Origin of the sequence: Cedecea colo (assembly GCF_011808225.1) — a bacterium.
GTDB classification, from domain to species: domain Bacteria; phylum Pseudomonadota; class Gammaproteobacteria; order Enterobacterales; family Enterobacteriaceae; genus Dryocola; species Dryocola colo.
The window spans coordinates 161866-187922 of record NZ_SOYS01000001.1 but is presented as its reverse complement, the minus strand read 5'-3'; the positions used below and the strand labels follow the sequence as shown (position 1 = coordinate 187922).

Below are 26057 nucleotides of genomic sequence, written 5' to 3'. Positions count from 1 at the left end.
GCCCACCCAGAAAAGAAAATGATAATTAATATCATTCGTGTTTACAAAATATAATTTTTTTGTACAATTCTCCACGGTTCTCCATCGCTAAGAAAATTTAGAAGACAATGATATACACAATTATTACCGGGTCATTTTTGATGGAGCCTTTTTTCAACACATGGAGTGGAAAGCATGACTATACCTCGCCTTAAACTTATCGCCGCACTTGTTTGTACAGCAACTGCGCCTTCACTTGTTCTGGCCGATACGCAAGACACGCTGGTTGTGACTGCAACAGGCTTTGAACAAAAAATCCAGAATGCTCCAGCCTCGATCTCGGTTATCACCAAACAGCAAATTGAAGATAAGGCCTGGCGTGATGTTACCGACGCGCTAAAAGACGTACCCGGCGTTGTGGTGACCGGCGGAGGCAGCAGCAGCGATATCAGCATTCGCGGCATGTCTTCCCAGTACACGCTGTTTTTAATCGACGGTAAGCGTATCAGTACACGCGGCACCCGCCCCAATAGCGATAATGCCGGGATTGAGCAGGGCTGGATGCCTGCGCTCGAATCCATCGAACGTATTGAGGTTATTCGTGGCCCTATGTCTTCCCTGTACGGCTCCGATGCCATGGGCGGCGTGATTAACGTTATTACCAAAAAAACGTCCACTACCCGCGACTGGACAGCGTCCCTGCATGGCGAAACAACGTTCCAGGAAAATCATGATTCCGGTGATATATTCCAGACGGACTTATATGCCGCAGGCCCTCTTATTGAAGGCTTGCTGGGCGCTAAAGTGAGCGGGTTACTTTCACGCCGGGCGGAAGATAAAATCCTTAACGGCTATAACGAGCAGAAAATGCGTAATGGCTCACTAGGATTCAACCTTACGCCGGATGATAAAAACGATTTTGACCTTGATATCTCAAGAGAGTTACAGGATCGCAACAGCACGCCGGGTGAATCAAAGGCGCTCAGCAATAGCAAAAGCGAAAGTCGTTATGAGCATACGACCTACGCCCTGACCCACCACGGTTACTATGAGGCTTTTAATACCACAACCTATGCGCAGCAGGAAAAAACTAACAACCCCGGCCGTGACATGGAGTCTTACAACACGGTACTGAATAACCAGAATCAAATTTTCCTCGATAACCATACGCTAACGCTCGGCGCGCAGTATCGTTATGAAAAGCTCAAGGACGAGGGTAATCAGCTTGAAGCCGCGCAAGGCCTCAATAAATTAACGCGCTGGAGCTGGGCATTATTCAGCGAAGACGAGTGGGCAATGACCGACAGCTTCACGCTGACGGGCGGTCTGCGCATGGATAAAGACCAAAACTACGGCACTCACTGGACGCCGCGCGGCTACGGCGTCTGGCACTTCACCGACCAGTGGACGCTGAAAGGCGGCGTGTCCGCGGGTTACCGCTCGCCGGATTTACGCCAGTCCTCGGCCAGCTGGGGACAGGTGACCGGTGGCGGTCGTCAGGATGGTATCATCGTGGGCAACCCGGATCTGAAGCCTGAAAAAAGCCTCAGCGAGGAAATTGCGCTCTTATGGGATAACAGGGATAACCTCAACGCGGGAATTACCCTGTTTAACACTGATTTTAAGGACAAAATTACTGAGGTGCGCCGCTGTACCCGCAGAACGGATCCGGCTTGTCGTATCGGCGATCGTGTCTATGATTTCGTCAGCGACAGGGTAAACGTGGATAAAGCCAACATGCGCGGCGTGGAATCCACATTTGGCTGGCAGATAACGCAAACGCTTAATCTTACCAGCAACTATACCTATACGGCGTCAGAGCAGAAGAGCGGGCGGTTCTCCGGCAAGCCGCTGAACAAAATGCCTAAACATATGTTCAACTCAACGCTTGACTGGCAGGCCACGCCGGACGTGGGTTTCTGGAGCCGTTTAAACCTGCGCGGGAAAACCTCGGAATACCTGAGCAGAACCTCTATATCGCAGGGGACGCCTTCCTACACGCTGGTAGACGTCGGTCTCCGTTATAACGCAAATAAAGATATGATGGTGTCGGCTGGGGTTTATAACGTCTTTGATAAAACTATCGATTACGCTAACTACAACACCATTCTTGACGGGCGTCGTTATACCGTAGGCTTAACCTATAACTTCTGATGGCCGAACGTACGGTTAATAACAGGCAAAGTAAAAGGGCGCGATAATCGCGCCCTTATTCTATCTTCAGCTTATTTCTTACTGCTTGCCGGGAAAGTCATTTCGCTGTACTTCACGAAACGGCTGCCTCTTGTCAGCTTGTAGCCGAACCAGATGACCAGGAACAGCGGAATACCGATATAGGTTGCGGTAACGCCGCCCCAGTCGATGGTATCGGTCAGGAATGCTTCGTAGTTCTGACCCAGCGTGATGATTAAACACAGCACGAAAGCAAAAATCGGCCCAAGCGGGAAAAAGCCTGAAACATACGGCAGGTCTTTAATATCGAAGCCCTGCTTCACATAGCCACGACGGAAACGGTAATGGCTGATGGCGATACCCAGCCAGGCGATAAAGCCGGTCATACCTGAAGTATTGAGCAGCCACAGGTAAACGGTCTGGTTACCAAACATAGAGGTCAGAAAGCACAGCGCCGCAATCACGGTCGTTGCATACAGCGCGTTACGCGGCACGCCGCCTTTAGAAAGCTTCGAGAAAATACGCGGCGCTTTGCCATCGCAGGCCAGCGTGTAAAGCATACGGGTGGACGCATACATGCCGGAGTTACCCGCCGACAGCACCGCGGTCAGGATAACCGCATTCATCACCGCCGCGGCAGACAGCAACCCCGCGTGCTGGAAGACCAGCGTGAACGGGCTGACGCCGATATCTTTCACGTCGTTGCGCAGCAGGCTCGGATCGGTATAAGGAATGATCAGGCTGATAATCAGAATCGCGAAGACATAGAACAGCAGGATACGCCAGAAAACCTGACGCACGGCACGCGGAATGTTCTTACCGGGATCTTCAGATTCGCCCGCCGCCACGCCGATAAGCTCGGTGCCCTGGAAAGAGAAGCCGACGATCATCGCCACGCCTATCATCGCGGAGAACCCGCCGGCAAACGGCGCATCGCCAATCGTCCAGTTGCTCCAGCCCGCAGGCTCAACCCCTTTAAAGATGCCAACAATCATCATCACGCCAACGATGATAAAGATAATAACGGTGGTCACTTTAATCAGCGAGAACCAGTACTCCGCTTCACCAAAACCTTTTACGGAGATGTAGTTAAGCAGGAACATGACGCCAAGGAACAGCGCGCTCCAGATCCAGCCCGGGGTGTCCGGGAACCAGTAGTTCATCACCAGCTGTGAGGCGACGAGGTCAACGGCGATGGTCACCGCCCAGTTGTACCAGTAGTTCCAGCCCAGCGCGAAACCAAAGCCTTCTTCAACATATTGCTGGCCGTAGGTGGCAAAAGAGCCGGAAACGGGCATATAAGCGGCGAGTTCGCCCAGGCTTGTCATCAGGAAGTACACCATCAGACCAATCAGCATGTATGACAACAGCGCGCCGCCCGGGCCCGCCTGAGAAATAGTCGCACCGGATGCGACAAAAAGCCCCGTACCGATAGAACCGCCAATGGCGATCATCGTCAGGTGGCGCGCTTTCAGCTCACGCCGTAAGCCAGGCGCTTGTGTGGTTTTATCTTGAGAAACCATAGAAAATTGCGGTCCTTCGAAAAAATGAGGCGCGATTGTAACAAAACCGCCCCGTTCATATAGCAGAAATGCCGGGTTATAAGAGACCTTCATGATCGCGGCTGGATTATAAGTAAAGCGCTTATGATTCAGCGTTGCTGGCGATTCAAGCCGGATATTCCCTACTCTTCGCAGTACCCCAGAAAACGCTGCAAGGATTTAGAGATATGCTTTTGCCGATGATGAATACGGTACAACGTGCGTACCAGGCGCGGTAGCGGCACGGCAACTTCTACCAGCGAACCGGTTTCAAGCTGCTCCTCAATAACCCTGCGCGACAGGCAGCTGATCCCCAGTCCGTGACGAACGGCATGTTTAATCGCTTCTGAGTTGCCTAATTCCATACCCAGATGGAACTGCGGCAGATGCGAAAGCAGGAGATAGTCGACGATTTCACGCGTGCCCGACCCTTTTTCGCGCAGGATCCACTGCTGGGCGGCGAGCGACTCAAGCGTAACGGGCTGCGCGAGCAGCGGCGCTGAAGGCGAAGCGAACACCACCAGTTCGTCTTCCAGCCAGGGTTCGGTTACCAGCTCCGTCATGTGGCTTGGGCCTTCGATAAGCCCGATATCCACGCGAAAATCGGCCACGGCGTTTATCACATCCTGGCTGTTGCCAACGCTCATCTCCAGCGGCAAATGCGGGAAATCACGGCGGTAGCGGGCAATCATCTCAGGCAAGATGTAATTACCGATGGTGCTGCTGGCATAAACGCGGATAGCGCCGTTATCCTCCCGAAATAGCTGTTCTATTTCACCCGCCTGCTCCAGCAACGCAACCACGCGCGGATAAAGCAAACGCCCGTGTTCATTGATCACCAGCCTCTTACCAACGCGGTCAAAAAGCTGAACGCCAAGCTGGCCTTCAAGATCCGCAAGCGCGGCGCTTACCGCCGACTGCGACAGCGCAAGCATCTGCGAGGCCTGGGTAGTGGAACCGCTCTTTAAGACCTCGGCAAAGACTTCAAGTTGTCGCAGCGTGATGTGCATAAGTTTTCATACTCACAGTTGTTAGCCGGTAGCCAAAATACCTGGCGCGGTAGCAAGGCGGCCCGGGAGCTCGTCCCGATGAGCTTATATTAAGCAATGCGATTCGGGTAAGCGAATGCCGCCAACGCAGCTATAGCGCCAGGGAGGAAGCCTATATTACTTATTCAGATTGGTTATAAATATATAATCAATTTTATTTTTAAACCAGCCGACCTTAACCTTTAGCCAACGCAAAGGAGAAGGCTATGACTGAATTTACTGTTCCCGTACACCGACACACCCCGCGGCATTTCCTGCCAGGGCTGGCGCTCGCAGGCGCCATCACCGCATTTGCGCTGTGGGTGGGGAATATTCCTGCCGTTGCCGGACTCGGCCTGGGCGCGCTGACGCTCGCTATCCTGTGCGGGATGGTCCTGGGCAATACTTTGTATCCTAAAATCTGGCAGCAGTGCGACGGCGGCGTGCTGTTTGCGAAACAGCATTTATTAAGGCTGGGCATTATCCTTTATGGCTTCCGCCTGACGTTTACGCAAATTACGGAAGTGGGTGCCAGCGGCCTCATCATCGACATCCTGACCCTGACCAGCACCTTTGCCCTCGCCTGCTGGCTTGGTCAGAAAGCGTTTGGTCTGGATAAACAAACCAGCTGGTTGATCGGCGCAGGCAGCAGTATCTGCGGCGCGGCGGCAATTCTGGCGACCGCGCCGGTTGTCAAAGCAGAAGCCAGCAAAGTTACCGTGGCGGTGGCTACCGTGGTTATCTTTGGTACGCTGGCGATCTTTATCTATCCGATGATTTATCCGTTTGTTGCCCACTGGTTCACGCCTGAATCCTTCGGCATCTATACGGGCTCAACCATGCACGAAGTAGCGCAGGTTGTGGCGGCGGGACATGCTATCAGCCCGGAAAGCGAAAACGCTGCGGTGATTGCCAAAATGCTGCGCGTGATGATGCTGGCGCCGTTCCTTATCTTGCTGGCAGCAAGAGTCAAACGGCTTGCTCCGGCAGGCGCCGCCCAGGCGAGCAAAATCACTATCCCCTGGTTTGCGGTGTTGTTTATCCTGGTGGCGATGTTTAATTCATTCCAGCTGCTGCCGAACTGGCTGGTGAATACGCTGGTGGCGCTGGATACTTTCCTGCTGGCGATGGCGATGGCGGCGCTGGGTTTAACCACCCATATCAGCGCGCTGAGAAAAGCTGGCGCGCGCCCGCTGCTGATGGCGCTGGCGCTGTTTGTCTGGCTGATTGTCGGCGGGGGCATGATTAACCTGGGGGTTCATCGCCTGTTTGCATAATTTGGCACGGAAATCTCCCTGCTAACCCGCTATCATTGTCGCTTTCCCGCAAGCGGGTTTTGACCGGAGACAAAGATGAAGTTTATTGGAGCGCACGTTAGCGCCTCGGGCGGGTTAGAAAACGCCGCCATTCGCGCCCACGAACTGGAAGCCACCGCGTTTGCCCTGTTCACTAAAAACCAGCGTCAGTGGCGAGCCGCTCCGCTTACTGACGACATTATCAGCAATTTCAAACGCGCCTGTGAAAAGTACAACTACGGGCCAGGCCAGATCCTGCCCCACGACAGCTTCCTGATTAACCTCGGGCATCCGGATGAGGACGCGCTGGAAAAATCCCGCAAGGCCTTTATCGATGAGCTGCAACGCTGCGAGCAGCTTGGGCTGACGCTGCTGAACTTCCATCCCGGCAGCCATCTGAAACAAATTTCAGAAGATGAATGCCTGGCAAAGATCGCGCAGTCCATCAACATTGCGCTGGATAAAACCCAGGGCGTAACGGCGGTGATCGAGAATACGGCTGGTCAGGGCAGCAACCTGGGCTTCCGTTTTGAGCATCTGGCGGCGATTATCGACGGTGTGGAAGACAAATCCCGCGTCGGCGTTTGCATTGATACCTGCCACGCGTTTGCGGCGGGATATGATTTACGTACCGTTGCCGACTGCGAAAAAACGTTCGACGAATTCGAAAAAATTGTCGGCTTCGAATACCTGCGCGGCATGCACCTCAACGATGCCAAAAGCACGTTCGCCAGCCGCGTGGACCGCCATCACAGCCTCGGTAAGGGTAATATCGGCCACACGCCGTTTAGCTGGATCATGCGCGACAGCCGGTTTGACGGGATTCCATTAATTCTGGAAACCATTAATCCGGATATCTGGGCGGAAGAAATAGCCTGGCTGAAAGCTCAGCAGGACCAGCAAGCCGTGGCGTAATATTTTACGGCGGATAGCGTTATCGCTTATCCGCCAACGTTCTGGTCAGGCAGGTTTTCCCAGCTGTTCTTCAAGCCGTTGCAACGAACGAAATCCCGCCAGCGCCGTTTCGCCCGCGGGTGCCGCCTGATATGCATCGTTGAAGATCTCAAGCGACCAGGGCCCGCGATAGCCTTTATCCACCAATGTCCTGGCAAACCCGAGCACCGGGAGATCCCCCGTTCCAGGGAAACAACGAAAATGCCGGCTCCACTCCTGCACATCGAGGTTTTTGCGCGGCGCATCTGCCAGCTGCACAAAAAAGATTTTCTCCAGCGGTATTCCGCAGAGCTTTAACTCATCGCCCAGCGACAGCACGTGGAAACTGTCCAGCACCAGGCCGAACGCCGGATTATCAACGGCTTTTACCCGCTCCCAGGCCGCAGAGTAACGGTGAATGTGCCTGCCCCACGCCAGCGCTTCAAAACCTATTTTTATGCCGTGCTGCTGCGCGAGCGCGGCCATTTTCGCCAGATCGCTAATCTGCCTGTCAGGGTCTGCAAAACTGAGCTTATCGACATTGCTACACAGCAGGAGCTGTTCACAGTCAAGCTGGTGCATGACGTCAAACGTTCGGCGAGCGCGCTCCAGGTTTGCCGCGGTATTTTCTGCTGGCATCCCCTCAAAATTACGAAACGGCTGATAGAGCAGAATTTGCAGGTCAAGGCTGGCGGCAAGCCGCGCGATATCGCGAGCGTTGCCTTTATACTTCTCCAGGTCGGGCTCGAAGATTTCCACTCCCCGAAACCCCGCATCGGCTATGGCGTGAAGTTTTTCAGGTAACGTACCGGCAACGGAAACTGTGGCTATTGAACGCTGCATATTTTCCTCGACAGCAGTCTGACAATACCCTAAGTCTTGAACCACATGGTTCATCTGGCAATCTTCGGGTGATAATTGAGGATGTAACCGGGGCTTTCCGGAGCTGGAAAGTAAAACGCCCCCGGCATCTGCCGGAGGCGCTTAAGCAGTCACATCAGCCGTTAGGCGATTTTTGCGGCCAGCTCCGCTTCCGGACGCTTCAGGAAGGCATAAGACAGGCCGGTCAGCAGCATACCTGCCACAATCGCAAACAGGTAACCCAGCACCGGCGTGATTGCACCCGGGATCAGCAGTACGAACAAGCCGCCGTGCGGTGCCATCAGTTTTGCGCCAACCGCCATGGAGATTGCGCCCGTCACCGCACCGCCAACGATACAGCAAGGCAGAACGCGCATCGGGTCGCGAGCCGCGAACGGAATCGCCCCTTCGGTGATAAAGCACAGACCGAGCACCAGCGCCGCCTTGCCGCCTTCCTGTTGCGCTTTGTCGAATTTACGACGCGCAATAAGCGTGGCCAGACCCAGACCCAGCGGAGGAACCATACCTGCCGCCATGATTGCCGCCATTGGTGCATACGTCTGGGTGCTGAGCAGGCCGACGCCAAAGGCGTATGCCGCTTTGTTCAACGGGCCGCCCATATCGGTGCACATCATGCCGCCGAGGATAGCGCCAAGCAGTACCGCGTTCGCGGTGCCCATGGTTTGCAGCCAGTGGGTCAGGGCTTCAAGGATTTTCGCAACCGGCGTACCGATCAGGTAGATCATCGCAAGGCCAACGATCAGGCTGGAAAGCAGCGGGATTATCAGAATAGGCTTCAGCGCTTCCATGCTGTTCGGCAGCTTAAGCTTAGTGCTGATAGCCTTCGCCACGTAGCCCGCAAGGAAACCGGCAATAATACCGCCGATAAAACCAGAACCGGTGCTCACGGCCAGCATACCGCCGATAAGACCCGGCGTCAGACCCGGACGGTCAGCAATAGAGAAAGCGATATAACCCGCCAGAACCGGCACCATCAGCGCAAAGGCAGAGCCGCCGCCAATTTGCATCAGCGCCGCCGCAAGCGTACCCGGCTCTTTAAACGCTTCGATACCGAATGCGAAAGAAAGCGCAATGCACAAACCGCCCGCGACCACCATCGGCAGCATATAAGAGACGCCGGTCAACAGGTGACGATAAGCGCCAGCGCCCTCTTTTTTACCCTCTTTCGCGGAAGCGGTGCTTTGCCCTGTCGCTTCATAAGGTTTGGCTTGCGCGACCGCTTTATCCAGCTCCTGCGCGGTTTTCTTCAGCGCCAGACCGGTAGAAGTACGGTACATCGGCTTACCGGCAAACTTCGCCAGATCCACTTCGATATCTGCCGCGACAATCACCAGATCCGCTTCGGCAACCTCTTCCGGCGTGATGGCGTTACCGGCACCTACGGAACCGCGCGTTTCAACCTTCACCCACCAGCCGCGTTTTTTCGCTTCGGTTTCAATGGCTTCAGCAGCCATAAAGGTATGCGCTACGCCAGTCGGACAAGCGGTGACCGCTACAACACGTTTCGGGCCTTGCGCTACGCCAGCCGGTGCCGCTGCGCTGACTGGCGCGGTATAGGGTTTTGCCTTGCCTTTTGCTTCGCTTAAGAACAGCTCCGGATGCAGCACCGCGCGGTCAATATCGCCGAGAAAAACATTTTTGCCGTTCAGCGCGCTATCCGCCGGGATGGCGGTGCCCACAACAATCGCCAGTTCAGCTTCGTTTGGGTTGTCGGTAATAGTCAGATGCGCTTTGTTAGTCGCAGAACCCAACAGGGTTTTTGCGAGGTATGCACGCGCCTGTCCAAGCGCGGGGTCGATAATCAGCAGCGTTTTCATGGTTCCTCTCCTGAATCAGTTAAATGGTTTCAGGTCGACACGGGCCATCATGGCGGCCAGCTGCGTACGATCTGTAATTCCAACGTTGCTCTGGCTCACCGCCAGGGCAGCTACCGCCGTTGCCAGACGCAGGGTGTGCTCGCTGGATTCACGCATCAGCAGGCCGTAAATCAGGCCACCGACCATAGAATCTCCGGCGCCGACGGTGCTGACAACTTCACACAGCGGCGGTTTCGCAATCCATTCACCGGAAGCGTTCACCCACAGCGCGCCTTCCGCACCCAGGGAGATAACCACGTGGGCGATGCCCTGCTCGCGTAATGCGTGAGCGGCTTCAATCACATCTTTCATTTCCGGCAGCTTGCGCCCGGCCCAGATTTCCAGCTCGCGGCGGTTCGGCTTCACCAGCCACGGCGCGGCTTTCAGACCCGCTACCAGCGCCTCGCGGCTGCTGTCGAAAATAATGCACGGGCACTGGCTGCGCAGACGCGTCATCCAGTCGGTGAAGGCTTCCGGCGTCACGCCCACAGGCAGGCTGCCGCTGACGCAGACCATATCGAACTGGCCAAGCCAGCTCAGGGAATCGGCAACAAAACGCTCCCAGTCTGCCGGGGTCACTTCAAAGCCGGAGAAGTTAAAGTCGGTGACCTCACCGTCTTTCTCGGTCAGCTTGACGTTAATGCGGGTACGCCCCTGAACCACCTGAAAACGGTTGGCGATGCCCAGCTCGCTGAACAGCTGCTGGAAACCGTCCTGGTTATCTTTACCCAGGAAGCCGCCTACCGTGACGTCGATACCCAGATCCTTAAGAACTTTGGCGACATTAATGCCTTTACCCGCCGCGTGCAGGCCGCTGGTTCGCACCAGGTTAACTTCACCCCGTTCAACTTCCGGCGTGTAACCGACTAAATCGTAAGCCGGATTCAAAGTAATTGTTGCTACACGTCTGCTCATGCTGCCCCCTCGCCAAGACCGGCGGCGATGGCTTCGCCAATGGCTGCCAGCGCCTGCTGCGCATCCTCACCCTGAGCGGTAAAGCGCAGGCGATGGCCTTTTTTCACGCCGAGCGCGACCACTTTCATCAGGCTGCGTCCGTTGGCTGGCTTGCCGGAACCGTCGAGGTTTGTCACGGTTATCTCACTGGTAAATTGTTTGATGGTATTCACCAGAACGGTACCCGGACGCGCATGCAGGCCATGTTCGTTACGGACGGTGAATTCTTCTGTCAGCAGGTTTTCAGCCGGAACGTCGTCGCTGGTCAGCAGCGTCAGCAAAGTCGGCGCATCGGCGTTCAGCAGACGTTCAGCTTTGTTAGTAATCAGCATGTCGCTCAGGCGGTTAAGCACCCGCAGCGGCTGTTCGTCGGCCACAGCGACGGTTATCAGCAGGGAGACCGGCTCGCCATCAGCTTCAAAAGCACAAGCCGGACGACTAATGGCTACCGCGCTTGCGAGATTGCCTTCGGTACTGTCGTTCAGCCAGATGCCCTGACCAAGGTACAGCGGCTTACCGGAAACGACCTGGCTTACGAAAGAGGCGTCGGCGGCGCCGGCCTGCTTGATGCGGCCTGCGTTTAGCGCCTGCAGGGTCATCAGGTCGCTGGCGGTCACATCCAGCGCCAGAAGAGAATTATCAAACAGCAGCGCTGAGCTTTGCTTTTCGCCCATCAGCAGCGCGCGCAGCTCTTCAGCGGTGGTTGCGGTTTTTAACTGTTCCGCCACCGCGTCGTCGCTCAGCACATGAGTCAGCTGGCGCAGCAGGCCGAGGTGTTCGTCAGAACTGGCCGCAATGCCGATGGCGACCCAGGCTTTCTGGCCGTCGGCCCATTCCACCCCTTGCGGAAACTGATACACCTGAACGCCGGTTTTTAGCACCAGAGCGCGGGTGTCGGTAGTGCCGTGTGGAATGGCAATCCCGTTACCAAGGTAAGTCGCGGTTTGCTGCTCACGAGCAAGCATCCCGTCAACATAGCCTTCGCTTACGTTACCCGCCTTTGTCAGCGCAGCGGCAACCTGACGAATGGCCTCTTCTTTGTTCCCGGCGCTTTGGCCCGGATGAATATCCTGCACAGATAACTGAAACATGGTTCCCTCTCCCGCCGAATTGAAACGATTCAGCCTGTATGAGAAAAAAAGCGCCACCCCGCTCCTGACTTCACGGAAGAGGACGCTGAAACGTTTCAAGGAGTGTGTATTTTTCCCCTTATCCAGGCAAGTATTGTAGTAATTTTGTTGCCGGAATTTTGAGGTCACGCACATTTTCCCGTTAATCGAAACGGTGAAGCTGAACCTGTTAAGGCAACATCCCTGACGATAAGCATTAAAATCAGAACGCTGTTTTGACTTTTTGTGTCACTTTTGATTTGAACAACTGTTTATTTTGTGACGAGGCGCGTAAACTCCGCGCGTTCCCCGTTAACCGATTCTGACTCCATGCAAAACACACCCGTTGCCGCAGCGCGTAAACCTCTCGATCTGACCTCTTCCGCCTTCTTGATTGTAGCTTTTTTAACCGGCATTGCTGGCGCCTTACAAACGCCGACGCTAAGCCTGTTTTTAACAGAGGAAGTACGGGTTCGTCCGGCGATGGTAGGCTTCTTTTTTACAGGCAGTGCGGTCATCGGCATTCTGGTCAGCCAGTTGCTGGCGGGACGCTCGGATCGCAAAGGCGACCGCAAGTCGCTGATTTTCGTCTGCTGTCTGCTCGGCGCGCTGGCCTGCGTGCTGTTTGCGTGGAATCGTAACTATTTTATTTTACTGTTTGTTGGCGTATTTCTTAGCAGCTTTGGATCCACCGCCAACCCGCAAATGTTCGCCCTTGCCCGTGAACACGCCGACCGCACCGGGCGCGAAGCCGTTATGTTCAGCTCCATCTTGCGTGCTCAGGTCTCGCTTGCCTGGGTAATCGGCCCGCCAATCGCCTACGCGCTGGCGCTGGGCTTCGGCTTTACCACGATGTACCTCTGCGCGACCTTCGCATTTGTGGTTTGTGGCCTGATGGTGTGGCTATTTCTGCCTTCTATGCGCAAAGAACCTGTGCCAACCACCACCAGGCTTGAAGCGCCCCGCCGCAACCGTCGCGATGCCCTGTTGCTGTTTATCGCCTGTACCATGATGTGGGGCTGTAACAGCCTGTACATTATTAATATGCCGCTCTATATCATTGGTGAACTGCATCTGCCGGAGAAGCTGGCGGGAGTGATGATGGGAGCGGCTGCCGGGCTGGAGATCCCCACCATGCTGATTGCGGGCTATTACGCTAAACGTTTTGGTAAACGCTTCCTGATGCGTATCGCCGCCGTTGCGGGCCTGCTTTTTTACCTCGGCATGCTGACGCTGCACAATGAAATTGCGCTGCTTGCTTTACAGTTGCTGAACGCTATTTTCATCGGCATTCTGGCCGGGATCGGCATGCTTTATTTCCAGGATTTGATGCCGGGCCAGGCGGGAGCCGCCACCACGCTCTATACCAATACCACACGCGTGGGCTGGATTATCGCCGGCTCGCTGGCGGGGGTAGTTGCTGAAATCTGGAGCTATCACACCGTCTTTTTTATCGCGCTGGGCATGATAGCCGTTACCGCGTACTGCATGGCGCGCATTAAGGATGTTTAAGGCGCGGTAGCCGCTTCGAGATAGATAAGATAATCCATAGCCTGCTGACGCGTAGTGCCGCACATTTCACGCGAGGGCTGTAAGCCTGCGCAAACCTTCGGACGCAGCGGCGAGCGAAACAGCTTACAGAGGTTTCGTTCATCAAGCTGAACGCAGGGGGTGTTTGCCGGTTTGCCGTTGGGCATGCCCGGTATCGGACTTGAAACAGAAGGCGCGGTGCAGCAGGCGCCGCAATCAGGACGACAGTCCATCAGCGATTCTCCGGTGGGCTGGCAGGTACGCGGACTGTAACAGTAGCGCACGGGCTTTACTACGTTCATTTATACTTTGTCTTACAGGTGATGAAATCCGCTTGCCTGAAATGCACCTCGCGAGTAATTTGTCGCAATATTTTCGCCCTTCAATTTTTACAGGAAACATCGATGGCAAGAGCTAACGAAGTCAAAAAAGGCATGGTACTGAACTACAACGGCAAGCTGCTGATTGTGAAAGATATCGATATTCAGTCCCCAAGCGCGCGCGGCGCGGCAACCCTTTATAAGATGCGTTTTTCCGATGTCCGTACCGGGCAGAAGGTGGAAGAACGTTTCAAAGGTGACGATATCGTCGATACCGTTACCCTGACCCGTCGTTTCGTTGATTTTTCTTATATCGATGGCAACGAATATGTGTTCATGGATAAAGAAGATTACACCCCGTACATCTTCACCAAGGATCAGATTGCAGACGAATTACAGTTTATTCCTGAAGGCGGCATGCCGGACATGCAGGTTCTGACCTGGGATGGCCAACTGCTGGCGCTGGAACTGCCGCAAACGGTGGATCTGGAAATCATTGAAACGGCTCCGGGTATTAAAGGCGCGTCCGCAAGCTCCCGCACCAAGCCTGCCACTATGTCCACCGGCCTGGTGATTCAGGTGCCGGAATATATGGTGACCGGCGAGAAGATCCGCATTCATATCGCCGAGAAGCGCTCTATGGGTCGCGCAGATTAAAAAAGAAAAACCCGCTTCACGCAGCGGGTTAGTTTGCCGACAAAGAAGGAAAAAACGTGGTTCTTCCTTCTTTGTGGCGAGCAGCAGAAAATCAAACGTTTGATTTTAATGCTGCTTTTTTAGGTTACTTATTTCAGAGCCTTTTCAGCATGAGGTTTGTCGCCGGTCTGAACCCGCTTCACGAAGCGGTTTTTTTGGTGCAGTATTTTATTGCAGCAAATCCGGGAACAGAGTCTGCTTCAGCGCAAGCTCCACGCCGCGCACTTCCGCAAGCCCCTTCAGACGGCCAATCGCCGAATAGCCAGGGTTGGTTTTTTTATGCAGGTCATCGAGCATCTGATGGCCGTGATCCGGACGCATCGGAATCGGACGTAAATCACCGCTCGCCTTACGGCGCTGCTCTTCAGCCAGAATCGCTTTTACCACCGCAACCATATTCACATCGCCCTGAAGATGCGCGCCTTCATGGAAGGTTTTTGGGTTATCTTCGCGGCAGGTAGCGCGCAGGTGGGTAAAGTGAATGCGGTCGCCAAAGGTTTCGATCATTCGCACCAGGTCATTGTCCGCACGCACGCCGTACGAGCCGGTACACATGGTGAAACCGTTGTTAATGCTGTTGACCGTTTCTTTCAGCCACTGCATGTCTTCCATAGTGGAAACAATGCGCGGCAGGCCGAGGATTGGACGCGGCGGATCGTCCGGATGCACCGCCAGGCGCACGCCGACTTCTTCAGCCACGGCAACGATAGCGCGCAGGAAGTAGGCCATGTTTTCACGCAGCTGCTCTTTGTTGATACCGTCATATTCCGCCAGGCGCGCACGGAATTGATCTAAGGTGTAACCCTCTTCCGCTCCCGGCAGGCCCGCAATAATATTGCGCGTCAGCTTCTCTTTTTCGGCATCGGACATGTTATGGAAGTAGTTCAGCGCCTGACGCTGCTCTTCTTCACCGTAATCGGCCTGCGCGCCGGGGCGTTTCAGAATATGCAGCTCAAAAGCGGCAAAGGCTATCTGGTCAAAACGCAGGGCCTTAGAGCCGTCCGGCAGTTCATATTCCAGGTCAGTACGCGTCCAGTCGAGGATTGGCATGAAGTTGTAGCATACGGTATCGATGCCGCATTCCGCCAGGTTGCGGATGCTCTGCTGATAGTTAGCGATATGCCTGTCGTAATCACCCGAGTGGGTTTTGATCTCTTCGTGCACCGGAATGCTTTCTACCACTGACCAGCTTAGCCCTTTGGCAGCAAGCTCAGCCTGACGCTGTTTAATTTCAGCAACCGGCCAGACTTCGCCGTTCGGAATGTGATGTAAGGCGGTGACTACGCCGGTTGCGCCTGCCTGACGCACATCGTCCAGTGACACCGGGTCTTTTGGGCCATACCAACGCCAGGTTTGTTCCATTATCAGCTCCTCAATCAATAAGTTGTTATACCAATCTTAAAATACCGTTCTGGCGACTACCCTACCGCAATGCCGCAAACGTTCAACTTTCTCCCCAATATTGGTTGATCCAGCTCACATTAAAACGATAAAGCCAGCACACCAATTCAATTTGCTGTCATATAACTTTAGACTGGGAATGTTACTAATTCGTTAATCAGGATTTGCATTCTATGAACACAATTGCTTCAGCCAGCCTGCCGGACAGCGTTCAGCAGCCTCGTTATGACCGGAGCGCGTTAAAGACGCGCATTGTGCATTTTGGTTTTGGCGCGTTTCACCGTGCACACCAGGCGCTGCTGACCGACCGGGTGCTTAACGCGCTGGGAGGCGACTGGGGTATCTGTGAGATTAGCCTCTTTAGCGGCGATAGGTTAATGAGCGCCCTGCGTGCTCAGGATCACCTGTATACCGTGCTGGAAAAAGGCCGTGACGGCAACCAGGCCATTATCGTTGGCGCCGTTAATGAATGCCTGAATGCAAAACTTGACGGGATGGAGGCCATTATCGAGAAGTTTTGCGAGCCGCAGGTAGCTATTGTTTCGCTTACCGTGACTGAAAAGGGCTACTGCATCGATCCCGCAACAGGCAAGCTGGATAACGCAAACGCTCGCATTATTCACGATCTGCAAAACCCGAACGAACCGCATTCCGCACCGGGGATTCTGGTTGAAGCCCTGAATCGCCGCCGCGAGCGTGGCCTGCTGCCTTTTACCGTGCTTTCCTGCGACAACATTCCTGATAACGGCCACGTGGTGCGTAATGCGATTATCGGCATGGCGGAAAAACGCAGCCAGCAACTCGCCGACTGGATACGGGAGCACGTAACGTTCCCGAGCACCATGGTCGATCGCATCGTGCCCGCCGCCACGCCGGAATCCTTACGGGAAATTACCGATACGTTAGGCGTTGAAGATCCCTGCGCGATTTCTGGCGAGCCATTTATCCAGTGGGTTATCGAAGATAATTTCGTCGCAGGCCGCCCGCGGTGGGAAGAAGTCGGCGTTGAAATGGTGGATGACGTAATGCCGTGGGAGCAAATGAAGCTGCGCATGCTCAACGGCAGCCACTCTTTTCTCGCCTGGCTTGGCTATCTGGCGGGTTATCAGCACATTAACGATTGCATGGCGGACGAAAATTTCTACCGCGCGACGCATCGGTTAATGATGCAGGAGCAAGCTCCAACCCTGCGCGTAACGGGCGTCGATCTGCGCCAGTACGCACATAATCTTTTAGAACGTTTTAGCAACCCCGCGTTGCAGCACCGTACCTGGCAAATCGCTATGGATAGCAGTCAGAAATTGCCGCAGCGTATGCTGGAAAGCGTGCGCTGGCATTTGCAACAGGAAGATGAGTGGCCTTGTCTGGCGCTGGGCATCGCGGCGTGGATGCGCTATGTCAGCGGGATTGACGATGCTGGTAACGCTATCGACATTCGCGACCCGCTGGCGCAAAAAATTAAAGGTCTGGTAGAAAAGAGTTCGGAAGAGGAGCGCGTGTTGGCCCTGTTGAGCCTTACTGAAATCTTCGGCAACGATCTGCCGGGCAACGACGTTTTTGTGCAGCGCGTCAGTGCCGCCTGGGAAGAGTTGTGCAATAAAGGCGCAAAACAGGCCGTGATGAATCTTCTGTAATTAACAATCTATACCCTATCCACGGCCTTGTTTTGCCACAGGCCGTGTTTACCCTTCATTTTTTCGCAAATGTTGTTCAGGATATTGGTTAACCCTAACGCCAATTCGGAGCGACTGTGACTAAAACTAACCTGATTACCGGTTTCCTCGGCAGCGGAAAAACCACCACTATTCTTCATTTACTGGCCAACAAACCCGACGATGAGCAGTGGGCCGTGCTGGTTAATGAGTTTGGCGAAGTGGGCATTGACGGTGCTTTGCTGGCCGACAGCGGCGCGCTGCTCAAGGAGATCCCCGGCGGCTGTATGTGCTGTGTCAACGGGTTGCCGATGCAGGTAGGATTGAATACCCTGCTGCGCCAGGGAAAACCTGACCGTTTGCTCATCGAACCCACGGGTTTAGGACACCCAAAACAGATCCTCGACATGCTTACCGCAGACGTTTACCAGCCGTGGATCGATCTTAAAGCCACGCTTTGCCTGCTGGATGCTCGCCAGTTATTAGATCAGCGCGCCGTTAATAACGACAATTTCCGCGATCAGCTTGCCGCCGCCGATATTATCGTCGCCAATAAAAATGACCGTGCGACCGATGACAGCCGTCAGGCTCTGGCTAACTGGCAGCAACAGCACGCTGCCGGAAGAGAAGTTGTGCCGGCGCAAAAGGGGCAAATCGATGTCGGCCTGTTGGACCATCCGCGTCAAAATCTTCGCGAACTGCCGCGCAGCGCCGAACATAGCCACAGTCATGCAGCCAGTCGTGGCCTTGCGGCGCTGAATTTGCCAGAAAACCAGCGCTGGAGACGCAGCATTAATAGCGGACAGGGTTACGTTGCCTGCGGCTGGATCTTCGATGCGGAGACTGTTTTTGACACCGTGGGCATTCTGGAATGGGCACGCCTTGCGCCGGTTGGCAGGGTAAAAGGCGTATTACGCATTGCTGAAGGGCTGGTGCGCATTAATCGTCAGGGGAACGATCTGCATATCGAGACACAAAGCGTCGCACCGCCTGATAGCCGTATCGAATTGATAAACAGCGAAGAAACGGACTGGAACAGCTTGCAAAGCACCCTATTGAAGCTACGTTTAACCTTGTAAGTCTACTCTCCCTCGACTTGCCAGGAAGAAGATAACGAAAGCTTGCATGATGAAAATTCGCTTAGTACCGATCCTGTTACTGAACGCTCTGGGCCTGACGCTGTTCTTTAGCTGGTATCTGCCTGAAAACCATGGTTTCTGGTTCACGCTGGACGCCGGCATTTTCCATTTTTTTAATGCGGCACTGGTAAAAAGCCACGTTTTCCTGGTGCTGGTAGCCATAACCAATAACCGCATATTTGACGGTGTGTCTTTGCTGGCTATGGGTTCGCTGCTCTCCTGGTTCTGGCGGCAAGAAACGCCTGCCGGACGTCGGCGCCTGGTTATCATGGGCGTTGTGATGCTGCTAAGCGCCGCGGTGATTAATCAGCTGGGCCATTTGATTCCTGTCGCTCACACCAGCCCAACGCTCTATTTCACGGATATTCACCGCGTCAGCGAGCTGCTGCACTTCCCTACCAAAGATGCCTCGAAAGACAGTTTTCCTGGCGATCACGGTTTAATGCTGTTTATTTTCACCGGCTTTATGCTGCGTTATTTTGGACAACGTGCGTTCTTTATTGCGGTGCTTATTTCCGTGATATGTATTCTTCCACGCATAATGATTGGCGCGCATTGGTTTACCGATGTATATGTCGGATCGTTATCCACCGCGCTGGTAGGTTTACCATGGGTGCTATTAACCCCACTCAGCGATGGGTTAATTAAGGCGCTTAACCGCACGCTTCCTGGCAAAAATAAAACAAGTTCATAACATAAAATAAACATTCCTTAACGCAAATTTCCAGGGATCCGCAAAGGATCCCTGTTGCTTTTGTCAGCAACCGCTACATTGCTTATTTATCGTCCTATCCGATTTCCCAGATTTTTGAACGGGCTGCACGGATAAACCGCACTTTTGGCTGATTTTTACACAAATTTATTTTTGTTCTTTTAATATCACAATTTCTTATAAAAAAGCGGTGAAAACCCCTCGCCATGCCAGTGGTGATAGGGTACTCTCAGATGCGTTTTGTGCCGTTAACCTGATTCATTCCCGATGTGAATAAAATTGTGGGTCAAGCCACATTTCCGTTCAAAGGTAATTGTTTCACAGCGCTCAGATAATTAGTCTCGTCACGTTGGTATTTTTGTATAACGATTCGCATCGTTAAGGACATCAAGGGAAAAGAAATAAAATGGTCAAATCTCAGCCTATTTTGAGATATATCTTGCGGGCGATTCCCGCTGTTGCTGTGGCAGTAATGCTCTCAGCATGTAGCTCGACAAACACGGCAAATATGCATCCTGAGACGCATGCAGTTGGTAATAAAGATGGTTTTTTACTGCAAGCCTCTCAGGATGAATTCGAAGAAATGGTCCGTAACGTAGATGTAAAGTCACGTCTCATGGATCAATATGCTAGCTGGAAAGGCGTGCGTTACCGCCTTGGCGGCAGCAGCAAAAAAGGCATCGATTGTTCTGCTTTCGTGCAGCAAACTTTCCGTGACCAATTCGGCTTAGAGCTGCCTCGTTCAACTTATGAACAACAGGAAATGGGTAAATCCGTTTCACGCAGCAAACTGCGCACCGGGGATTTAGTTCTGTTCCGTGCGGGCTCTACAGGTCGTCACGTTGGCATTTATATTGGTAATAACCAGTTCGTACATGCCTCCACCAGCAGCGGCGTAATGATCTCCAATATGAGCGAGCCGTACTGGAATAAGCGCTACAACGAAGCGCGTCGCGTGTTAAGCCGTAGCTGATTCTCCTGACCGGCAGTTATCCCCTTGGCTGCCAGCCAGACGAGACAAAGAAGGCGTTGCCACGGCAGCGTCTTTTTAACGTTTTTAAAAGAAGCCCATCACTTCTCTCCACGCCTTGCTGTTAACTATAATTCCTGTACGAAACGCTTTAACACCGCTATGTATTTTGCGCTATAGTCGAAAAAGTTCAGCAATCATGCCTCTCTTGCGTTAGCAGGAACAATTTTTTCATGTCTTCAAAGAATATTTTTTCGCGCTGCTTTTTCACCCCGAGGCAAATTGCTTATTTCAGCATATTGTTTGGCCTGGTGGGCGCTTTACTGTTTAGCGGATTAACCGGCCTGCTACTGCATAACAAGCGCGAAGCGGAATATGACCTGCTGACGAAAGACATTCGCCACTACCTGAGCACCTTCTTCCAGGAACTCCATGTCGCCGTAGACAGCGTTCAGCCGTTAACGGTTGCAGATTGCCGCCTCGTCAGTGGAGAGCTGACCTCCAGAGCGGCGTTCAACGTTAACGTCCGCGCTTTTGTCTTAATTCGCCATGGCGTTGCCTATTGTTCATCCGCCACCGGGCGGCTGCATATGCCGATGAACAGCTTAATCCCCGGTATCGATTTAAATAAAAATAACGATCTGTTTATTATGAACGGCACGCCGATGATGCCCGGCAAGCCAACGATAGCGGCCTGGTTTAAAAATCAGGAGGTGGGCGAACGGGGAGTTTTTATCACGCTGAACGCGAATTTGATCCCCTACTTATTATTTACCGCGCGCCAAAGCGACGTACTGTCCATGGCGATTGTGATTGAAGGCAAAGCGTTAACGACGCTTTCCCCCGGCGTCGTTAACACAGATTCTTTACCGCCGCACCCTACCCGCATCGCCGCGCTTACTGATTATCCCATAAAGATTTACCTTTACGGCTCGCTCTGGCCGCTGGAAGATATCCAGTTCTCGATCCTGGCGGGCCTTATCTTCGGTTTGTTCAGCGGCGTGTTAGGCAGCTATTTTCTCTTCGCTCGTATGCGTTCGGGAAAAGAGATCCTCACCGGTATTAAACGTGGGCAGTTTCATGTGGTGTATCAGCCGGTCGTTGACGCGCAGAAATTAGAGATGCAGGGAGTTGAAGCCTTATTGCGTTGGGAACATCCAACCGCAGGCGCTATTCCACCCGATGCGTTTATCGCTTTTGCCGAAGCGCAGCAGCTTATCGTGCCGTTAACGCGCCATTTGTTTGCCCTGGTTGCCCGTGATGCCCGGCAGTTGCAAAATATACTGCCGCCGGGGGCAAAGCTTGGCATCAACCTGGCGCCAGGCCATCTGCACGCCCCGATGTTTAAAGAAGATATCATGGCCTTTGCCGCCTCCCTGCCTCCACAACATTTCAAGCTTGTATTTGAAATTACCGAACGGGATATGCTTAAAGAAAAGGAAGCCATGGGCCTGTTTTGCTGGCTGCACAAGCGGGGATTTGAAATCGCCATAGATGACTTCGGTACCGGACACAGCGCGCTGATCTACCTGCAACGCTTCACGCTGGACTATCTGAAGATTGATCGGGGCTTCGTAAACTCCATCGGTATGGAAACGGTCACAACGCCGGTGCTCGACGCGGTCCTGACGTTAGCTAAACGTCTGGATATGACGACCGTGGCGGAAGGCGTTGAAACGCGAGAACAGGCAAAATGGCTGATTGAGCGCGGAGTGAATTACTTACAAGGTTACTATTTCAGCCGTCCGCTGACGCTAACGCAACTTATGAACTGGAATCAGCCGCAAGGTAGCCATAATGTTCTGAAAGACAGCCATTAAGTTCACAATCATCGTCGCCTGATTTATGATTTACCATCGTAGTGTTATAAAGCGGTGGGTTGTTGGCCTGTTTAGCGTTTCGGGAATGAAACCATCGGGGTTGCCCCTTCAATAAGGACTGAGCGGATTGATGCTTGCGCGCGCGGTTATTCTACTTTGTCTTAGCCTGTTTGCTGTCGGAAGCCTGGCGGAAAACATCAAAGAAAGCTACTCCTTCGCCGTCTTAGGAGAGCCTAAATACGCTATTAATTTCAACCACTTCGATTACGTGAACGCTGCGGCCCCGAAGGGCGGTGATATCACGCTCTCGGCGATTGGTACTTTTGATAACTTCAACCGTTACGCGCTGCGTGGCAACCCCGGCGTGCGCACGGAAACGCTTTACGATCCGCTGTTTACCACCTCAGATGACGAACCCGGCAGCTATTACCCGCTCGTGGGGGAAATGGCGCGCTATACGGAAAACTTCGCCTGGGCAGAAATAGAACTTAATCCGCGCGCGCGTTTTCACGACGGGTCCCGCATTACTGCCAAAGACGTGGCTTTCACCTTTAATAAGTTTATGACCGAAGGCGTGCCGCAGTTCCGGCTGATCTACAAAGGCGCCAAAGTCAAAGCCATCGCCCCGCTGACGGTGCGCATTGAACTGGCCCAGCCGAGCAAAGAGCGCATGCTGGGTTTATTCTCCCTGCCGGTGTTTCCGCAAAAATTCTGGCAGAATCACAGGCTGAGCGACCCGCTTTCCGCGCCGCCGCTGGCCAGCGGCCCGTACAAAATCACCGCCTGGCGCATGGGGCAGTACATCACCTATTCACGGGTTCGCGATTACTGGGCCGCAAATCTGCCGGTCAACCGCGGACGCTGGAATTTCGATTCTGTGCGCTACGACTATTATCTGGACGACAACGTCGCCTTTGAGGCATTCAAAGCCGGAGCCTTTGATTTCCGGGCCGAAAGCTCGGCAAAAAACTGGGCTACGCGCTATACCGGCAAGAACTTCGCTAATCGCTTCATCGTCAAAGAAGAGCAGGAAAATAATGCCGCTCAGGACGCCCGCTGGCTGGCGTTCAATATTCAGCGGCCGATATTTGCCGATCGCAAAGTCCGTGAAGCCGTTGGGCTGGCGTTTGATTTCGAGTGGATGAACAAAGCCTTGTTTTACGGCGCTTACAGTCGCGCAAACAGCTATTTTCAGAATACGGAATATGCGGCGCGATCTTATCCGGATGCCGATGAGCTCACGCTGCTGGCCCCGCTGAAAAAGGATCTGCCAGCGGAAGTATTTACTACCATTTACAACCCACCAACCTCCAGCGGCGACGGCTTTGACCGCGATAACCTCCTGAAAGCGCTGGCGCTGCTCAAAGAGGCCGGTTGGGAGCTAAAAAACCAGAAGCTGATTAACGTTAAGAATGGAAAGCCCTTTGTTTTTGAATTGCTAATCGGCACCACCGGGAACACCCAGTGGGTGCTGCCGTTCCAGCATAATCTGCGGCGGCTGGGCATCACGATGGAAATCCGCCAGGTGGATAATTCGCAGCTCACCAACCGTCTGCGCAGCCGTGATTACGATATGATGCCAACCCTCTACAGCGCCATGCCTTATCCAAGCGCCGATGTGCAGATTGCCTGGGCCTCGGAATACGTTGATTCCACCTACAACGCACCCGGCGTCAAAAGCTCGGTGGTGGATAACCTGGTGAATCAGATAATCGCCAACCAGGGTGATAAGAAAAAGCTGCTGCCGCTGGGCCGGGCGCTCGACCGCGTTCTCACCTGGAACTTTTACATGATCCCAATGTGGTACATGACGGCAGACCGTTTCGCCTGGTGGAATAAGTTCTCCAAACCTGCGATCCACCCGTTATACACGTCCGGGTTTGATACCTGGTGGTATGACGTTAACAAAGCCGCGCAGCTGCCGGCGCTGCGGCGCTAAGGGGAAACCGTGGGAAGCTATCTGCTCAGGCGTTTATTGCTCATCATTCCGACCTTGTGGGCCATCATCACCATCAACTTTTTTATCGTGCAAATCGCGCCCGGCGGCCCGGTGGATCAGGCTATTGCTAACATTCAGTTTGGTCATGGCTCAGGGATACCCGGCGTCAGCGCTGATACGATGGGCAGCGGACATGCGCGAGTTGGCGTAGGCAACGGCACGGATAACCAGTATCGCGGCTCGCGCGGGCTGGATCCGGAGGTGATCGCTGAAATCACCCACCGCTATGGCTTCGATAAGCCTCTTCACGAGCGCTATTTCAATATGCTGTGGAATTATGTGCGGTTTGATTTTGGCGACAGCCTGTTTCGCAGCGCGTCCGTGCTGCATCTGATTAAAGAAAGCCTGCCGGTGTCCATTTCCCTTGGTCTGTGGAGCACGCTGATTATCTATCTGGTCTCTATTCCACTGGGGATCCGCAAAGCCGTCAGCAACGGCAGCGGCTTTGATATCTGGAGCAGCACGTTCATTATTATCGGCTATGCCATTCCGGCCTTTTTATTCGCGATATTATTGATTGTGCTGTTTGCCGGAGGCAGCTATCTGGACTGGTTCCCGCTGCGCGGTCTGGTATCGACAAACTTTGACTCCCTGCCGTGGTACGGGAAGGTGACCGATTACCTCTGGCATATTACGCTGCCGGTGCTCGCCACCGTCGTCGGCGGCTTCGCCACGTTAACGATGCTGACCAAGAATTCCTTCCTCGATGAAATCCGCAAACAGTATGTGGTCACCGCCCGTGCAAAAGGTCTGGACGAGAAGAAAATTCTCTACCGCCACGTGTTCCGCAACGCCATGTTGCTGGTTATTGCCGGTTTCCCGGCCACCTTTATCAGCATGTTCTTTACCGGTTCGGTGCTGATTGAGGTTATCTTCTCGCTCAACGGACTTGGCCTGCTGGGCTATGACTCAACCCTGTCACGCGATTACCCGGTGATGTTCGGCACGCTTTATATTTTCACCCTGATTGGCCTGCTATTGAATATCCTCAGCGATATTACCTATACCTTTGTGGACCCACGTATCGACTTTGAGGGGCGCGGATGAACCGTTTAAGCCCGATGAACCAGGCCCGCTGGGCACGCTTTCGCCAGAACCGACGCGGCTACTGGTCCCTGTGGATTTTTGCCGTTGTATTTGTTCTGAGTCTGGGCTCGGAGCTGGTAGCCAACGATCGTCCTCTGATCGTGCATTATCAGGATCGCTTTTACTTCCCGGTCATCGTCAATTACAGCGAAAGCGATTTCGGCGGCCCGCTGGCTACCGCTGCGGATTATCAGGATCCGTGGCTTGCCGGACGCCTGGGCCGCGATGGCTGGGCGCTCTGGGCGCCGATTCGCTTTGGGGATAACGCCATTAACTATGCGACCAAAGTCCCCTTCCCGTCGCCACCGAGCAGCCAGAACTGGCTGGGTACGGACGCCAACGGCGGCGACGTGCTGGCGCGTTTGCTTTACGGCACGCGCATCTCAATTCTTTTCGGTCTGATGCTGACGCTATTCTCCAGCATCATCGGTATTCTGGCTGGCGCAGCGCAGGGCTATTACGGCGGAAAGACTGACCTCTGGGGGCAACGCTTTATTGAAGTGTGGTCCGGTATGCCCACGCTTTTCCTGATTATCCTTCTTTCAAGCGTGGTGCAGCCCAACTTCTGGTGGCTGCTGGGAATAACCGTGCTGTTTGGCTGGATGAGCCTGGTAAGCGTGGTGCGCGCGGAGTTTTTACGCACGCGTAACTTTGATTATATTCGTGCCGCCCAGGCGATGGGCGTGGGCGACTGGGCAATCATGACTCGCCATATGCTGCCCAATGCCATGGTCGCCACGCTGACATTTTTGCCGTTTATTCTCTGCGGGTCGATAACGACGTTAACTTCCCTGGATTTTCTCGGCTTCGGCTTACCGCTTGGTTCACCTTCCCTCGGCGAGCTTCTGCTGCAGGGTAAAAATAATTTGCAGGCTCCGTGGCTGGGTATTACCGCCTTTGTTTATCTGGCTATCCTGCTGACGCTATTAATCTTTATTGGCGAAGCGGTGCGTGACGCCTTCGATCCTTCTAAGGCACGCTGA

Annotated in this window: 20 protein-coding genes and 1 pseudogene; 13 read left to right on the top strand and 8 right to left on the bottom strand. The window is 53.8% G+C overall.

Features of this window, described 5'->3' with window-relative positions:
* Positions 1 to 174 precede the first annotated feature (174 nt).
* On the top strand, positions 175 to 2133 hold the full coding sequence (locus E2L00_RS00830; RefSeq protein WP_167605679.1) for a ligand-gated channel protein: 1959 nt from the start codon (positions 175 to 177) through the stop codon (positions 2131 to 2133).
* 71 nt (positions 2134 to 2204) lie between these two features.
* Here the strand turns inward: E2L00_RS00830 and E2L00_RS00825 are convergent, their stop codons facing one another.
* Entirely contained in the window at positions 2205 to 3674 is a 1470-nt protein-coding gene (locus E2L00_RS00825) for an amino acid permease (RefSeq protein ID WP_167605676.1), read from the bottom strand.
* Between the two features lie 161 nt (positions 3675 to 3835).
* Entirely contained in the window at positions 3836 to 4702 is an 867-nt protein-coding gene (gene yieE, locus E2L00_RS00820; protein ID WP_167605673.1) for a DNA-binding transcriptional regulator YeiE, read from the bottom strand.
* A gap of 245 nt (positions 4703 to 4947) precedes the next feature.
* Here yieE and E2L00_RS00815 point away from each other — a divergent pair, with 245 nt between their 5' ends.
* Both E2L00_RS00815 and nfo read left to right on the top strand, forming a co-directional pair.
* Positions 4948 to 5997 carry a YeiH family putative sulfate export transporter gene (locus E2L00_RS00815; RefSeq protein ID WP_167605670.1) on the top strand — a complete coding sequence of 350 codons (1050 nt, stop codon included), beginning with the start codon at positions 4948 to 4950 and terminating at the stop codon, positions 5995 to 5997.
* Positions 5998 to 6072: 75 nt separating this feature from the next.
* Positions 6073 to 6930, top strand: coding sequence for a deoxyribonuclease IV (nfo, locus tag E2L00_RS00810; protein ID WP_167605667.1), 858 nt, complete (start codon positions 6073 to 6075; stop codon positions 6928 to 6930).
* Positions 6931 to 6990: 60 nt separating this feature from the next.
* On the opposite strand, the pseudogene E2L00_RS00805 reads toward nfo, so the two are convergent.
* The 4 genes and pseudogenes from E2L00_RS00805 to fruB form a co-directional block, all read right to left on the bottom strand.
* Positions 6991 to 7791 (bottom strand): annotated as a pseudogene (locus E2L00_RS00805) (sugar phosphate isomerase/epimerase family protein); the annotation flags it as partial.
* A gap of 161 nt (positions 7792 to 7952) precedes the next feature.
* Positions 7953 to 9647, bottom strand: coding sequence for a PTS fructose transporter subunit IIBC (gene fruA, locus E2L00_RS00800; protein WP_167605662.1), 1695 nt, complete (start codon positions 9645 to 9647; stop codon positions 7953 to 7955).
* A 15-nt stretch (positions 9648 to 9662) separates the two neighbouring features.
* Complete coding sequence (fruK, locus tag E2L00_RS00795; RefSeq protein ID WP_167605659.1) at positions 9663 to 10601, bottom strand: 1-phosphofructokinase; 939 nt, start codon at positions 10599 to 10601, stop codon at positions 9663 to 9665.
* Positions 10598 to 11731, bottom strand: coding sequence for a fused PTS fructose transporter subunit IIA/HPr protein (gene fruB / locus E2L00_RS00790; protein WP_167605656.1), 1134 nt, complete (start codon positions 11729 to 11731; stop codon positions 10598 to 10600). Before fruB ends, fruK begins: the two co-directional genes overlap by 4 nt.
* 348 nt (positions 11732 to 12079) lie before the next feature.
* Between fruB and setB the strand changes: the two genes are divergently transcribed.
* On the top strand, positions 12080 to 13261 hold the full coding sequence (setB, locus tag E2L00_RS00785; protein ID WP_167605653.1) for a sugar efflux transporter SetB: 1182 nt from the start codon (positions 12080 to 12082) through the stop codon (positions 13259 to 13261).
* On the opposite strand, the gene E2L00_RS00780 is transcribed toward setB, so the two are convergent.
* On the bottom strand, positions 13258 to 13512 hold the full coding sequence (locus tag E2L00_RS00780; RefSeq protein ID WP_167607477.1) for a YkgJ family cysteine cluster protein: 255 nt from the start codon (positions 13510 to 13512) through the stop codon (positions 13258 to 13260). The two genes, setB and E2L00_RS00780, sit on opposite strands and share 4 nt — an antisense overlap.
* 171 nt (positions 13513 to 13683) lie before the next feature.
* Between E2L00_RS00780 and yeiP the strand changes: the two genes are divergently transcribed.
* The gene (gene yeiP / locus E2L00_RS00775; RefSeq protein ID WP_167605651.1) at positions 13684 to 14256 is read left to right on the top strand and encodes an elongation factor P-like protein YeiP; all 573 of its coding nucleotides are present in this window, start codon (positions 13684 to 13686) and stop codon (positions 14254 to 14256) included.
* A 207-nt stretch (positions 14257 to 14463) separates the two neighbouring features.
* On the opposite strand, the gene uxuA is transcribed toward yeiP, so the two are convergent.
* Positions 14464 to 15657, bottom strand: a complete 1194-nt coding sequence (gene uxuA / locus E2L00_RS00770) for a mannonate dehydratase (RefSeq protein ID WP_167605649.1) — start codon at positions 15655 to 15657, stop codon at positions 14464 to 14466.
* A gap of 212 nt (positions 15658 to 15869) precedes the next feature.
* Between uxuA and E2L00_RS00765 the strand changes: the two genes are divergently transcribed.
* From E2L00_RS00765 to E2L00_RS00730, 8 genes are all read left to right on the top strand, one after another.
* On the top strand, positions 15870 to 17330 hold the full coding sequence (locus E2L00_RS00765; RefSeq protein ID WP_167605647.1) for a mannitol dehydrogenase family protein: 1461 nt from the start codon (positions 15870 to 15872) through the stop codon (positions 17328 to 17330).
* A gap of 116 nt (positions 17331 to 17446) precedes the next feature.
* Positions 17447 to 18427 carry a GTP-binding protein gene (locus tag E2L00_RS00760; protein WP_167605645.1) on the top strand — a complete coding sequence of 327 codons (981 nt, stop codon included), beginning with the start codon at positions 17447 to 17449 and terminating at the stop codon, positions 18425 to 18427.
* Between the two features lie 49 nt (positions 18428 to 18476).
* A complete protein-coding gene (locus E2L00_RS00755) occupies positions 18477 to 19181 on the top strand; it encodes a phosphatase PAP2 family protein (RefSeq protein WP_275940752.1) in 705 nt (234 codons plus the stop codon).
* A gap of 424 nt (positions 19182 to 19605) precedes the next feature.
* The gene (gene mepS, locus E2L00_RS00750) at positions 19606 to 20172 is read left to right on the top strand and encodes a bifunctional murein DD-endopeptidase/murein LD-carboxypeptidase (RefSeq protein WP_167605641.1); all 567 of its coding nucleotides are present in this window, start codon (positions 19606 to 19608) and stop codon (positions 20170 to 20172) included.
* Between the two features lie 230 nt (positions 20173 to 20402).
* Entirely contained in the window at positions 20403 to 21989 is a 1587-nt protein-coding gene (locus tag E2L00_RS00745; RefSeq protein ID WP_167605639.1) for a cyclic di-GMP phosphodiesterase, read from the top strand.
* A gap of 130 nt (positions 21990 to 22119) precedes the next feature.
* Positions 22120 to 23928, top strand: a complete 1809-nt coding sequence (locus E2L00_RS00740; protein ID WP_167605637.1) for an extracellular solute-binding protein — start codon at positions 22120 to 22122, stop codon at positions 23926 to 23928.
* 9 nt (positions 23929 to 23937) lie between these two features.
* Positions 23938 to 25035: a microcin C ABC transporter permease YejB gene (locus E2L00_RS00735; protein ID WP_167605635.1), complete on the top strand. Its 1098-nt coding sequence runs from the start codon at positions 23938 to 23940 to the stop codon at positions 25033 to 25035.
* Complete coding sequence (locus E2L00_RS00730) at positions 25032 to 26057, top strand: microcin C ABC transporter permease (RefSeq protein WP_167605633.1); 1026 nt, start codon at positions 25032 to 25034, stop codon at positions 26055 to 26057. Before E2L00_RS00735 ends, E2L00_RS00730 begins: the two co-directional genes overlap by 4 nt.